Origin of the sequence: Ferrovibrio sp. MS7, from assembly GCF_038404985.1 — a bacterium.
Classification (GTDB): Bacteria; Pseudomonadota; Alphaproteobacteria; order Ferrovibrionales; family Ferrovibrionaceae; genus Ferrovibrio; species Ferrovibrio plantarum.
Genome location: NZ_JBBKBA010000001.1, coordinates 806,558 through 819,952, shown reverse-complemented (window position 1 = coordinate 819,952; position 13,395 = coordinate 806,558). Strand labels below are relative to the sequence as shown.

General features: G+C 63.3%; 11 protein-coding genes. 7 read left to right on the top strand and 4 right to left on the bottom strand.

Annotated elements, in window-relative coordinates; genetic code table 11:
• Position 1: 1 nt before the first annotated feature.
• Genes V6B08_RS03840 through V6B08_RS03830 form a run of 3 tightly spaced genes read right to left on the bottom strand, consistent with a single transcriptional unit; the run spans position 2 to position 3,692 of the window.
• Complete coding sequence (locus tag V6B08_RS03840) at positions 2–1,159, bottom strand: acyl-CoA dehydrogenase family protein (RefSeq protein WP_341978287.1); 1,158 nt, start codon at positions 1,157–1,159, stop codon at positions 2–4.
• 34 nt (positions 1,160–1,193) lie between these two features.
• Entirely contained in the window at positions 1,194–2,813 is a 1,620-nt protein-coding gene (locus V6B08_RS03835; RefSeq protein ID WP_341978285.1) for an acyl-CoA carboxylase subunit beta, read from the bottom strand.
• A 3-nt stretch (positions 2,814–2,816) separates the two neighbouring features.
• Positions 2,817–3,692 (bottom strand): SDR family oxidoreductase, encoded by an 876-nt coding sequence (locus V6B08_RS03830; RefSeq protein WP_341978283.1) that lies wholly within the window; start codon positions 3,690–3,692, stop codon positions 2,817–2,819.
• Positions 3,693–3,804: 112 nt separating this feature from the next.
• Between V6B08_RS03830 and V6B08_RS03825 the strand changes: the two genes are divergently transcribed.
• A complete protein-coding gene (locus V6B08_RS03825; protein ID WP_341978281.1) occupies positions 3,805–4,098 on the top strand; it encodes an SCP2 sterol-binding domain-containing protein in 294 nt (97 codons plus the stop codon).
• Positions 4,099–4,282: 184 nt separating this feature from the next.
• The gene (locus tag V6B08_RS03820) at positions 4,283–5,383 is read left to right on the top strand and encodes a DUF2855 family protein (protein ID WP_341978279.1); all 1,101 of its coding nucleotides are present in this window, start codon (positions 4,283–4,285) and stop codon (positions 5,381–5,383) included.
• Positions 5,384–5,523: 140 nt separating this feature from the next.
• On the opposite strand, the gene V6B08_RS03815 is transcribed toward V6B08_RS03820, so the two are convergent.
• The gene (locus V6B08_RS03815) at positions 5,524–7,770 is read right to left on the bottom strand and encodes a methyl-accepting chemotaxis protein (protein ID WP_341978277.1); all 2,247 of its coding nucleotides are present in this window, start codon (positions 7,768–7,770) and stop codon (positions 5,524–5,526) included.
• Between the two features lie 385 nt (positions 7,771–8,155).
• On the opposite strand from V6B08_RS03815, the gene fabI reads away from it, so the two are divergent.
• From fabI to V6B08_RS03790, 5 genes are all read left to right on the top strand, one after another.
• Positions 8,156–8,980: an enoyl-ACP reductase FabI gene (gene fabI / locus V6B08_RS03810; protein ID WP_341978275.1), complete on the top strand. Its 825-nt coding sequence runs from the start codon at positions 8,156–8,158 to the stop codon at positions 8,978–8,980.
• Complete coding sequence (gene aroC / locus V6B08_RS03805; RefSeq protein ID WP_341978273.1) at positions 8,980–10,092, top strand: chorismate synthase; 1,113 nt, start codon at positions 8,980–8,982, stop codon at positions 10,090–10,092. Before fabI ends, aroC begins: the two co-directional genes overlap by 1 nt.
• A 195-nt stretch (positions 10,093–10,287) precedes the next feature.
• On the top strand, positions 10,288–10,893 hold the full coding sequence (locus V6B08_RS03800; protein WP_341978271.1) for a peroxidase-related enzyme: 606 nt from the start codon (positions 10,288–10,290) through the stop codon (positions 10,891–10,893).
• Positions 10,894–11,006: 113 nt separating this feature from the next.
• Positions 11,007–12,203 (top strand): EAL domain-containing response regulator, encoded by a 1,197-nt coding sequence (locus V6B08_RS03795; protein WP_341978269.1) that lies wholly within the window; start codon positions 11,007–11,009, stop codon positions 12,201–12,203.
• A gap of 381 nt (positions 12,204–12,584) precedes the next feature.
• A complete protein-coding gene (locus V6B08_RS03790; RefSeq protein WP_341978267.1) occupies positions 12,585–13,394 on the top strand; it encodes a class II aldolase/adducin family protein in 810 nt (269 codons plus the stop codon).
• The last annotated feature ends 1 nt before the right edge of the window (position 13,395 follow it).

Below are 13,395 nucleotides of genomic sequence, written 5' to 3'. Positions count from 1 at the left end.
GTCACTTCTTCTTGCCCGGCATGATGCCCATGTATTTCGCGATAATCGACAGCATCACCTCGTCGGCACCACCGCCGATGGAGCCGAGCCGCGTGTCGCGATAGGCACGGCTGATCAGGGTTTCGTTCATGAAGCCCATGCCGCCGTAATATTGCAGGCAGGAATCGGTGATCTCGCGCGCCAGGCGGCCGGATTTCAGCTTCGCCATCGAGGCCAGCATGGTCACATCCTCGCCCTTCAGCATCAAATCGCAGGCGCGGTAGCAGAGCGAGCGCAGCAGCTCCACCTCGGTCTGCAATTCCGCCATGCGGAAATAGACCGTCTGGTTATCCAGGATCGACTGGCCGAAGGCCTTGCGCTGGCGGGTATAGTCGATGGTGTCGTCGATGCAGCGCTGCTTGGCGGCCAGGCCGGAAATCGCCGCCCAGAGCCGTTCCTCCTGGAACTGCATCATCTGGTAGACGAAGCCATGGCCTTCCTGGCCGATCAGGTAACGCTGCGGCACGCGTACATCGTCGAAATAGAACTGCGCCGTGTCGGATGAGCGCATGCCCATCTTGTCGAGCTTGCGCGCGATGCTGACGCCCTTGGTCTTGAGCGGCAGGATGATCAGCGACTTGTTCTGATGCACCGGGCCTTCGCCGGTATTGGCCAGCAGGCACATCCAGTCGCCCTGGGTGCCGTTGGTGGTCCACATCTTGCCGCCGTTGATGACGTAGTCGCCGCCATCCTTCTTCGCCGTGGTCTTGATGCTGGCGACATCCGAACCGGCACCGGCTTCCGAAACGCCGATGCAGGTGACCATCTCGCCGGCAATGGCGGGCGCGAGGAATTCCTTGCGCAGTTCATCCGAACCAAAGCGCGCCAGGGCCGGCGTCGCCATGTCGGTCTGCACGCCAATCGCCATCGGCACGCCACCGCAATGGGTGTGGCCTAAAGCCTCCACCATCATCATGTGATAGGAATAATCCAGCCCGAGGCCGCCATAGGCTTCCGGCTTGTTGATGCCGAGAAAGCCCAGCTTGCCCATTTTCATGAACAATTCGCGCGCCGGGAAAATGCCGTCACGCTCCCACTCATCCACGTTCGGATTGACTTCCGTTTCGATGAACTTCTTTACGTTATTGCGGATTTCTTCATGCTCATGGGTCAACTGCATCGTCGTTTCCTCTGGTCCCTGTTTTTTATCGTGATTACATCCGGGCAATGCCGAAGGTGTTGGATTTGAGCACGCGCCTATCGGCATCGCGGCAGATCGAGAGGCAATAGCCCAGCAGGCGGCGTGAATCACGCGGGTCGATCAGGCCGTCATCCCAGAGCCGCGCGGTGGCGAAGAGCGCCGTGCTTTCCTTTTCCATGCGCTTGATCACCTTCTGGCGCATGCCCTCGATCATCGCCGTGTCCGGCTCGGCCCCGGCGCGGCGGAATTTTTCTTCCGCCACGATGGCGAGCACGCCGGCAGCCTGTTCCGGCCCCATCACCGCGATGCGGTTATTCGGCCAGGCGAAGATGAAGCGCGGATCATAGGCCCGGCCGCACATGCCGTAATTGCCGGCGCCAAACGAGGCGCCTATATGCAGGGTGAGCTTCGGCACCCGCGCGTTGGTCACGGCCTGGATCATCTTCGAGCCATGCTTGACGATGCCGCTGCGTTCGGCGTCCTTGCCGACCATGTAGCCGGTGGTGTTCTGCAGAAAAACCAGCGGCATGTCGGCCTGGTCGCAGAGCTGGATGAACTGCGCGGCTTTCACCGCGCCCTGTGCATCTATGGGTCCGTTATTGCCGATCAGGCCTACGGCCTCGCCATGGATGCTGGCCTGGCCGCAGACCGTGTGGGTGCCGTAGAGCGGCTTGAAATCGACGAAATCGGAATCATCCACCAGCCGCGCGATCACCTCGCGCACGTCATAGGGCTTGCGGTAATCAACCGGCACCACGCCGCAGAGTTCATCCGGGCTGTAGCGCGGTTCGCGGAAGCTTTTCACCTGGTTCGGCGCCAGCCGCTCATTCCACGGGATGTGGGCCATGATCTCGCGCGCGATGCGCAGGCCATCAGCATCATCCTCGGCCATGTATTCCGCCACGCCGGAAATCGTGGTGTGCATCTCGGCGCCGCCGAGTTCTTCATCCGTGGCGATTTCGCCGGTGGCGGTTTTCAGCAGCGGTGGCCCGGCGAGGAAAATCTTGGCGCGATTCTTCACCACCACGACGTAATCCGAGAGCCCCGGCTGATAGGCGCCGCCCGCCGTGCTGGAGCCATGCACCACCGTCACATGCGGAATGCCCATGGCCGACAGGCGCGCCATGTTGGCGAAATTCTGCCCGCCTGCGACGAAGATTTCGGCCTGGTAATTCAGGTTGGCGCCGCCCGATTCCACCAGGCTGATCAGCGGCAGCTTGTTCTTGAGGCAGATTTCCTGCGCCCGCAGCGATTTCGCCAGGCCCATCGGCGCCGTGGTGCCGCCCTTGATGCCGCTGTCGGAGGCCGTGACCATGCAGCGCACGCCGGAGACGAAGCCGATGCCGGCGATGACGCCGCCGCCCATGATATTCTCGGCGCCATCGTCGTCATGCATGTTGAGGCCGGAGAGCGTCGAGATTTCCAGCCAAGGCGAGCCACGGTCGAGCAGATGGGCAACGCGCTGGCGCGGCGTGAGCTGGCCGCGCTTCTGGAACACCGGCAGCTTGGCGTTGGAGGTATCGCGCACGCGCTGCTCCAGGCCGCGGAACTGCTCGATCAGCGCCAGCATCTCGGCGCGGTTGCGCTGGAAGGCTGCCGAGCCGGGCTCGATACGGGACTCGATGATCGCCACGCTCTAGTCCTCCTGCAGCACCTTCGGCGTCACCGCGCGGTGGAAGCCGGGATATTCCTGCGACTTGCGGTGCTTCGGCAGTTGATAATTCGGCCGCGCATTCGGCACCGCGCCATCGACGCGGATGCAGGAGCCGCTGATGAAGGCGGCGGCCGGCGACAGCAGGAACAGGATGGCCGCAGAGACTTCCGCCTCGTTCCCTAAGCGCTGCAACGGCACGCGGTCGCGCATCGAGCGGATCACCGGCCCCATCCAGTCGGGGTAGGTGTCCATGCCGGACGAGGCGATCCAGCCCGGCGCCACGGCATTGACGCGCACATTGCTCACGCCCCATTCGCAGGCGGCGGTCTCGGTGAAATTCAGCATGCCGGCGCGGGCGGCGCCGCTATGGCCCATATTGGGCATGCCGCCCCACATATCGGCGATGATGTTGACAATGGCACCGCCATGATCGGCCATCCATTGCGTGTAGCATTCCCGCGCCATCAAGAAGCCGCCGGTGAGGTTGTTCCGCACCACGGTTTCCCAGCCCTTCTGATTGATCTGACTGAGCGGCGCCGGAAACTGCCCGCCGGCATTGTTCACCAGGCCGTCGATGCGGCCGAATTGCTTGAGAATAGCGGCCACGGTGGCGGCCACAGTGGCCTCCTCGCGGATATCGCAGCTCCAGCCGCCGGCCACGACGCCGGGCACATCCTGGCGCAGTTCCGCCAGCACAGCATCGAGCTTGTCCTGCTTGCGGCCGACCAGGGCCACGGTGGCGCCGAGGCTGGCGAGTTCATGGGCGGTGCAACGGCCGATGCCGCTGCCGCCGCCGGTGACGATGACCACCTGGCCGCTGAACAGGCCGGGGCGAAAAACCGATTGATAGCCCGCCATGATCCTGGCCGCTCCTCCCACTTCGTTATTTAACAAGAAGCTACCTTGACGTTAACGTAAACGTCAAGGTAGCTTGCGCGACCGTTCAAGGGTCACTTAAGGGAGGAAGCCAATGTCGCTCGAACAGATCACCCAGAACCTGTCCAGCCGCGTTGCCGCCGGCAGCGGCCTGAACGCCACCGTTAAGTTCGATTTCGGCAGCGATGGCATCGTGTTCGTCGACGGCGTGAACAACACCGTGTCGAACGAGGATGCCGAGGCCGATTGCACCATCACCATCACGATGGACAATTTCCTCGCCCTGGCCAGCGGCGACCTCGACCCCACCACCGCCTTCATGATGGGCAAACTGAAGGTGAAGGGAAACATGGGCATCGCCATGAAGCTGCAGGGCCTGCTGGGCTGAGCCTATATTCCCTAGCGTCATGCGCGTTAAGCAAGTTCGTCATGCCCGCACTTGATGCGGGCATCTCATGCCAATACCCAAAGATGCCCGGGTCACTGTAAGCGCGCGAACGCCATACGGCGTTCGTGGGCGCACAGGCCTGAAGGGCCTCGGCGGGCAAGACGATGCTTTAAGGGGAAGCGCCATGGCAAAAGCCGGGATTCACAAAGCCTGGGATTTCGAGGTATCGCGCGGCGACCTCGCGGTAACGCGGATTGTCGAACACGAGCTGCTGCCGCTGCAGGACGGCGAAATCCGCCTCCGCATCGACCGCTTCGCCTTCACCGCCAACAACATCACCTACGCCGCCATGGGCGACAGCATGGCCTATTGGCGCTTCTATCCCGCCGCCGACCCGGCCTGGGGCCGCGTGCCGGTCTGGGGTTTCGCCGACATCGCCGAGAGCCGCTGCGATGGCCTGGCCCTGGGCGAGCGCATCTATGGCTATTGGCCGATGGGCAGCCACGCCACGTTGAAGCCCGGCCGCATCACGCCGGCGAGTTTCGTTGAGACCGCCGAACACCGCGCCGGGCTGGCCGCCGCCTATAACAGCTATACGCGCTGCGCCGCTGATCCGGGCTATGAAGCCGCTTTCGAGGATCTGCAGGCACTGTTGAAGCCGCTTTACGTTACATCATTCCTGATCGACGACCAGTTGGCCGATGCCGGCTATTTCGGCGCGACGCAGTTGATCATTTCCAGCGCCTCGAGCAAAACCGCCTTTGCCCTGGCCCATGCCGCCAGCCAGCGCGCGGCGCGGCCGCGCATCATCGGCCTGACCGCCGAGAGCAATCGTGGCTTCGTAGAAAAGCTCGGCTGCTATGACGCGGCGGTGAGCTACGATGCACTCAACAGCCTGGATGCCACGAAACCTGCCGTGTTCGTCGACATGGCCGGCAACGGCCCGGTGCGCAACGCGCTGCATGGGCATTTCCGCGACAACATGAAATTCAGCCTGATGGTCGGCCTCTCACACCGCGACAAGCGCGCCAGCATGGCCGACCTGCCGGGTGCGAAGCCGGTGCTGTTCTTCGCGCCGGACCGGCTGAAAGTGCGCGGCCAGGAATGGGGCCGCGAGGGGCTGAACAGCCGCATCGACGCGGCCTGGCGGCCTTTCGTGCGCGCCGCCGCCGGCTGGCTGAAAATCAGCACCGGCCACGGCCCGGATGGTTTCGCCCGCGTCTATGCCGCGATGCTGGACGGCAAGGCCCCGCCGGCCGAAGCCTGGATGCTGGCGGCGGCGTAGCTTTAAAACAAACGTCATGCCCGCATCAAGTGCGGGCATGACGAGAATATAGTATCGTCATCCTCGGGCTTGACCCGAGGATCTCTGCCCGCCTTGCGTGAGATCGCCGGATCAAGTCCGGCGATGACGACCAGGAAGCCTCACCGTTCCGCCGCGAAATAGGCGCGGATTTCCTGGGCCATGTCGGCGTCGCCACAGGTGTAGCGCAGGCCGGCATAATTGCCATCCACACGCACCACCTGGGCATCGGCGGCGAAGCGGAACACCTGCTGCGGCGTGTTCACCACCACGGTGAGCGCCATGCTGGTGCCAATCGCCGGCGCGTTGTTCAGCGGGCCGATCAACAGGCCGATGGCGCTCCAGTTGCGCAAAGGCAACTGGTTGCCGTTCAACACCACATGGTCGCCCGGCCGCGTCTCGATGCGCCGCGCGGTACGCTGCTCGAAAGTCTGCTGCGCCAGCTTGAAGAAACCGACCAGTTCGGCCAGTTCCTGCGCCTGGTTGGCCAAAGCCTGGGCCGAGGCATGGGTTTCCTCCACCAGGGCGGCATTGCGCTGGGTGATTTCGTCCATGTTGGCGACGGCCTTATTCACTTCATCGAGGCCACGCGACTGTTCGCCGGAAGCCGACGCAATCTCGCTGATGATGCTGGTGACCTTCTGCACCGCGCCGGTGATGTCTTCCAGCGCGCCGCCGGCCTGATTGGCCAGGTCGGCACCGGTCTTCACCTGCGCATTGGACTGGCTGATCAGCGCCTTGATTTCCTTCGAGGCATTCGCCGAACGCTGCGCCAGGCTGCGCACTTCCTGCGCCACGACCGCGAAACCCTTGCCGGCTTCGCCAGCGCGCGCCGCTTCAACGGAAGCATTCAGCGCCAGCAGGTTGGTCTGGAACGCGATTTCGTCGATCAGCGCCATGATGTCGCTGATCTTCTTGGCGCTGTCCTCGATCTTGCCCATGGCGCCGACGACATCGCCGACGACATTGCCGCCGCGCAGCGCGGTCTGCCGTGCCTCGGCGGAAAGCCGGTCGGCGGCGAGCGCATTCTCGGCATTCTGCTTCACCGTGGAGGTGACTTCGTGCATCGCCGCAGCGGTTTCTTCCAGTGTTGCCGCCTGGCTTTCGGTGCGCTGCGCCAAATCTTCCGAGCCGCTGGAAATATCGGCGGCGGCATCACGCAACTGGTTGGCCGAATGCGCCAGACGACGGGCGAATTCGCTTAAGCGTTCCGCCATGGTGTTGGCGGACTCCTTCAATTCGCCATAGACGCCATGATACTCGACCGTAATGCGGCGGCCGAGATCGCCTTTGGAGAGCGCGCGCATGACGCGGGCGAGGTCGCTGGTAACACCCTGCAGCGTCGCGGTGAGCGAGTTGAGTTGCTTGCTGACGGTGAGCTGGAAGCCTTCCTTGTCGGCCTCGTTGATGCGGCGGTTGAGGTCGCCCTGCGCCACCGCCTGCACCAAGTCGGCGATCTGCTCGGCCGCCTTGGCTTCGCGCGCCTCGCGGGCGGCACGCTGCTCCTCCACTTGGCGGCGCTGTTCATCCGCCTCCTGCTGCAGCCGTTCATTCTCCAGGCCATTCTGCTTGAATACCTGCACCGAACGGGCGATGGCGCCGATTTCGTCGCGCTTGGCGACATGCGGCACCGCCGTCTGCCACTGGCGCTCGGCCAGTTTCAGGATCGCGCCGGTGAGATCATGCAGCGGCTTGGCCACTGAACGCGCCAGCAGGAAGCCGAGCACGATCAGCACCAGGCAGTTGATGCTGACGGCAATGATCGCATCTTTCAGCGACTGCTTCGCCTCGGCCTCGATATCGTCGATATAGACGCCGGAGCCGATCACCCAGCCCCAGGGGGCATAGCCCTTCACATAGGAAATCTTCGGCACCGGCTTATCCAGGCCGGGCTTCGGCCACATGTAATCGACGAAACCGCCGCCCTGGGCACGTACCACCTGCACCATCTCGACGAACAGCCGCTTGCCGGTGGGATCGGCATTGGTCGACACATCCTTGCCGACGAGCTGCTTGGAGAACGGGTGCATCAGCAGCACCGGGGCCATGTCATTGACCCAGAAATATTCGTTCTTCTCGTAGCGCAATGCCTCCAGCCGCTTCAGCGCCGCTTCCTTGGCGGCGGCTTCCGTCATGCTGCCGGCAGTGGCTTCCTTGGCGTAGGACTCGACCACGGTGTGGGCCACTTCCACCAGGTGGCGCAAAGCGATGCGGCGCTCCTGCATGACATGGTCGCGCTGGTCGAACTCATCCAGCAGCATCTGGGTGAACAGGCTGCCGACTGCCACGGCGATGATCGCCATGATGCGCAACATCACCGGAATACCGAGACCGCCTTTTACCGCTCCGCCGCCACTCACCGCCTGCATAGTCGTGTTCCTTGTTTTCTGTACCACGCACCCCTGCGCTGTAATCTTAGGCAAGCCAATGCCCATGACCAATGCTCGCGCAGGATGATCAGTGCCAAGATGGGTTCCGGCTGCCAAGCGATAGCTCTATGAACATTCGCTTATGCGCCTGTGCCGCAAAAGCCGGCAAGCCTGGGTGGAGCCACAGTATCAAACCCGGAAAACTGCGGAAATCAAAGCTAAATCACCCCCCGGCGACGGTTGGCGCGGCAAGCGCTTTTCGGCTATCTTGCCCTATCCGCCCGGCCTGCGGCGTCGCGTCGCAGGCAGCAGGGTCTTTATGCTGTTTTCAGATAAGTCGAGGAAGGCAATGTCCCAGCCGCAAGCCCCCCATGCCGGTAACCTTATGCAAGGTCGCCGTGGCCTGATCATGGGCGTTGCCAATGACCGTTCGCTGGCCTGGGGCATCGCCAAGGCGGTGGCCGCCCAGGGCGCCGAACTGGCCTTCACCTACCAGGGCGATGCGCTGAAGAAGCGCGTGGAGCCGCTGGCCGCCCAGATCGGTGCCAAGCTGACCATGGAATGCGACGTGACCAATGCCGCCTCGATGGATGCGGTGTTCGCCACCTTGCAGAAGGAATGGGGCAAGCTCGATTTCCTGGTGCATGCCATCGCCTATGCCGACAAGGAAGAGCTGAAGGGCCGCTATGTCGACACCTCGCCGGAGAATTTCGCGCTCAGCATGAATGTGAGCTGCTATTCCTTCACGGCGCTGATGCAACGCGCCGAGAAGCTGATGAGTGAGGGCGGCGCGGCGGTGACGCTGACCTATTTCGGCGCCGAGCGCGTGATGCCGCATTACAACGTGATGGGCGTGGCCAAGGCGGCACTCGAGGCCAGCGTGCGCTATCTCGCCGCCGATCTTGGGCCCCGCGGCATCCGCGTCAATGCCATCTCCGCCGGCCCGATCAAGACGCTGGCCGCCTCCGGCATCGGCGATTTCCGCTATATCCTGAAGTGGAACGAACTCAACGCGCCACTGCGCCGCAATGTCACCATTGATGAAGTTGGTGGCTCCGGCCTCTATCTGCTCAGCGATCTCGGCGGCGGCGTCACCGGCGAAGTGCATCACGTCGACAGTGGCTATCACAGCGTCGGCATGGTGGCGGTGGACCAGGCGCCGGCCGTCGCCGAATTGCTGCAGAGCCTCGGCGGCAAGAAAGCGGACTGATGTCGGATAATACGTTCGGCCGGCTCTTCCGCGTCACCACCTGGGGCGAGAGCCATGGCCCGGCCTTGGGCTGTGTCATCGACGGCACGCCGCCGGGCATCGCGCTTGCCGAATCCGACATCCAGCATTGGCTGGATCAACGCAAGCCCGGCACTTCGCGTTTCGTAACGCAGCGCCGCGAGCCCGATGAAGTAAAGATTCTCTCCGGCACCTTCGAGGGCCGCACCACCGGCACACCGATCTCGCTGCTGATCGAAAACCAGGATCAGCGCAGCAAGGATTACGGTGAGATCAAGGACAAGTTCCGTCCCGGCCATGCCGATTACACCTATTGGAAAAAGTATGGCATCCGCGATTACCGTGGCGGTGGCCGTTCGTCCGCGCGCGAGACGGCGGCGCGCGTTGCCGCTGGCGCGGTGGCGCGCTGCGTACTGAAATCCATCCTTGGCGATGCCGTGCAGATCCGTGGCGCCCTGGTGCGCATCGGCAAGATGGGTGTCGACCGCGCCAACTGGCGCTGGGACAGTGTGACGCAGAACCCCTTCTGGTGCCCCGATCCCACTGCCGCCATGGCCTGGGAAGATTATCTCGACGGCATCCGCAAGAATGGCTCCAGCGTCGGCGCCATTGTCGAACTGCAGGCGTCCGGCGTGCCGGCGGGCCTGGGCGAGCCGATCTACGGCAAGCTCGATGCCGAGCTGGCGGCGGCGATGATGAGCATCAATGCCGTGAAAGGCGTCGAGATCGGCGCCGGCATGGCGTCTGCCGAACTCACCGGCGAAGAAAATGCCGACGAGATGCGCCTTGGGCCCGGTGGCCAGCCGGTATTCAGCAGCAACCAGGCCGGCGGCATCCTGGGCGGCATTTCATCGGGCCAGGATATCGTGGTGCGTTTCGCGGTGAAGCCGACCTCCTCGATCCTCAACCCGCGCGCCACGCTCGACCGCTTCGGCGCCGAGACCGACATTCTCACCAAGGGCCGCCACGACCCTTGCGTTGGTATCCGCGCCGTGCCGGTGGGCGAAGCCATGATGGCCTGCGTGCTCGCCGACCACCTGCTGCGCCATCGCGGCCAAGTCGGCGGATTCCGCCAGGGCTTCGATAAAGCCTAAGACTTCCACTATCCATAATGTCGTCATCCTCGGGCTTGACCCGAGGATCTTTGGCCATCGGGCTGAGATGCCCGCATCAAGTGCGGGCATGACGATCAATTTATGGGACGATGAACAGGATGGCGGCCTTTGGCCCGCCGCTTCCGCCGCAACCGGAAACCTTCTAGGCTTTGGCCATATCCAGGAGGAAACATCATGGCCAAAACCGCCACAGGTAAAAGCAAGAGCAAAGCGCCGAAGCCGCATGCGCTTAACATTCCGGTGCCGCCCCGCGCCAAGCTGGAGCCGGACACCCAGGCGTATTTCGCGAAATGCGACGAGAAGCTCGGCTTCGTGCCGAATGTGCTGCTGAGCTACAGCTTCGATGCCAAGAAGCTGCGCGGCTTCACCGAGATGTATAACGAGCTGATGCTGGCGCCTTCGGGCCTCTCCAAGCTCGAGCGCGAGATGATCGCCGTGGTGGTCAGCTCGATCAACCATTGCTACTACTGCCTCACCGCCCATGGCGCGGCGGTGCGCGCGCTCTCCGGCGAGCCCAAGCTCGGCGAGCAGATGGTGATGAATTACCGTGTCGCCGACCTGAGCCCGAAGATGCGCGCGGCGCTGGATTTCGCCGCCAAGTTGACGGAGATGCCGGACAAGATGGTGGAGGCCGACCGTGCCGCCCTGCGCAAGGCCGGCTGGAACGACCGCGATATCTGGGACATCGCCGCCACGGCGAGCTTTTTCAACATGTCGAACCGCATGGCCGCCGCCATCGAAATGCTACCCAACGACGAATATCATTCCCAGTCACGCTAGCGCCCGATGACTTGACGTTAGCGTCACCAGGGGCGCATTTAACGGCAGCGCCGCATCCGGCTTTTGTCTAAGCTGGGGCGGCCTTTTCCGTTGCTCTGGCTTGGGGGTTGGTTTTGTCCGGGTTCGATCCCGCTTCGCTGTCAGTCATGGTGGTGGACGACACCAAGCTGATGCGCGACGTGACCCTGGCCTATCTGCGCCGCTATGGCATCGGCCATTGCAGCGCCTATGCCGATGGCCAGGAGGCGCTGGAAGCGCTGGCCAATGCCGAGCGCCCGGTCGACCTGATCCTGCTCGATCTCAACATGCCGGTGATGGATGGCATCGAGGTGCTGCGGCATCTCGCCGCGCGGCATTTCCAGGGCCAGGTGGCGCTGATTTCGGGCGAGAATCCCCGGCTGCTGCGCACCGCCGAGACGCTGGCCCGCGCCCATGAACTGAACATCATCGGCGTGGTGGAAAAGCCGCTCACCGGTGCCAAGATGGATGCGGTGCTGGCGCATCTCAAGCCCGGCCAGCGGCCGGCACAGCCGGTTTCGCCGCTCTTGCCGGTGAGCGAGGACGATCTGCTGGAAGCGCTGCGTGCCGGCGATATCGGCATCGCGGTGCAGCCGAAGATATCGCTGCGCGAACGCAGCGTGGTGGGCGTGGAAGCCCTGGCGCGCTGGCAGCATCCCAGCCGCGGCGTCATCCCGCCCTCGGATTTCGTGCCGATCGCCGAAACCGGCTCTGCCGCCGAGCCTTTGTTCGATGCCGTGCTGGAACAGGCGCTGGCCGCCCTGGTGCGCTGGCATAAGCTCGGCCACCGGCTGCAGATGGCGATCAACATTTCCGCCGCCGATCTCACAAGGCTGAAACTGCCCGATCAGGTGTCCGCTGCCGTCGCGCGCCATGGCCTGGTGGCCGAGGACCTGCTGCTGGAAGTGACCGAAAGCCGCCTGATCCAGGATCTGGCGCCGGCGCTGGAAGTGGTGACGCGGCTGCGGCTGAAGGGCTTCGGCCTCTCCATCGACGATTTCGGCACCGGCTATTCCTCGCTGGAACAGCTCCAGCGCATCCCCTTCGACGAACTGAAAATCGACCGCCGCTTCGTTACCGGCGCCGCCGCCGATCCGGCCGCCCGCGCCATCATGGCCTCCTCGATTCGCCTCGCCCGCAGCTTAGGCATCGGCACCGTGGCGGAGGGAATCGAGAGCCAGGAGGACTGGGATTGCGCGCTCAGGCTGGGCTGCGACGTGGTGCAGGGCTACCTGATCGCTCCACCCATGGCAGCGGACGATTTTCCCGCCTGGCTCACTGCCTGGAAATAAGGCAGCCTCTCCGACTGCCTAAATTCCGGCTAAGTCTTTTTCTTACATGCAAGATTTCCCCGGCAACAGTCTTCGCTAGTGCAGCATAACCCTACACCTGTTGCAGGACAGCAACACTGCCGTAATTTTTAGATAGATGCACAAAAACAATCACTTGGCCCATTAGTATTTTTTCACAAAATTCCTCTTGCGCCGCACCATGCTCAGGGATACATTGTGCATCGCAGCAACGCTTCCCGGCTTGCTGCATGCCCTTCTCGGGCGTTTCCTCCCTAGACTTGGGCCGCAACATCGTTGCGGCCCCTTTTTTTTGCCCAAACGCCATCTTCCTTTTGTCCGACAGTCGGCTCAGACTGACGTGAAACAGGGAGGGTTATACGCATGGGCCAGATCGCCAGCCTCGCCAGTGCCGGTGGCAGCAGTTCCACGAATCGCCGCAGCATGTCGGAAGCCGAATGGCAGACCCGCATCGACCTCGCCGCCTGCTACCGGCTGGTGGCTTTGTATGGCTGGGATGACCTGATCTTCACCCATATCTCCGCCCGGGTACCGGCCAGTGAAGGCGATGGCGGCCACGAGTATTTCCTGATCAACCGCTATGGCCTGATGTTCGAGGAAATGACCGCTTCCAGCCTGGTGAAGGTGGATATCCACGGCAACGTGGTGGACGACGAGCCGACCGCGATCAATCCGGCCGGCTTCACCATCCATTCCGCCGTGCATGAAGCGCGCGAGGATGCCGGTTGCGTCATCCATCTGCACACGCCGGCCGGCGTTGCCGTGTCGGCGCAGGAAGGCGGCCTGCTGCCGATCAGCCAGACCTCGCTGTTCCCCTATGTCCAGCTTGCCTATCACGATTATGAAGGCGTGGCGCTGAACCCCGACGAGAAGCAGCGCCTGGTCGCCGATCTTGGCCGCAGCAATGCCATGCTGCTGCGCAATCACGGCACGCTCGCCGTCGGCCGCACCATCGCCGATGCCTTCCTCGGCATCTATGTGCTGGAACGTGCCTGCGCCACGCAGGTGCTGGCGCAAAGCGGCGGCGCCGCCTTGCGCGCGGTGGATCCGGCCATCGTCGCCGGCATCTCGGAAGCAGCAAGGAAAGTCACCCATGGCGGCGGTGGCGGCCAGCTCGCCTGGCCGGCCTTGCTACGCAAGCTCGACCGTCTCGATCCGAGTTATAAAACATAAA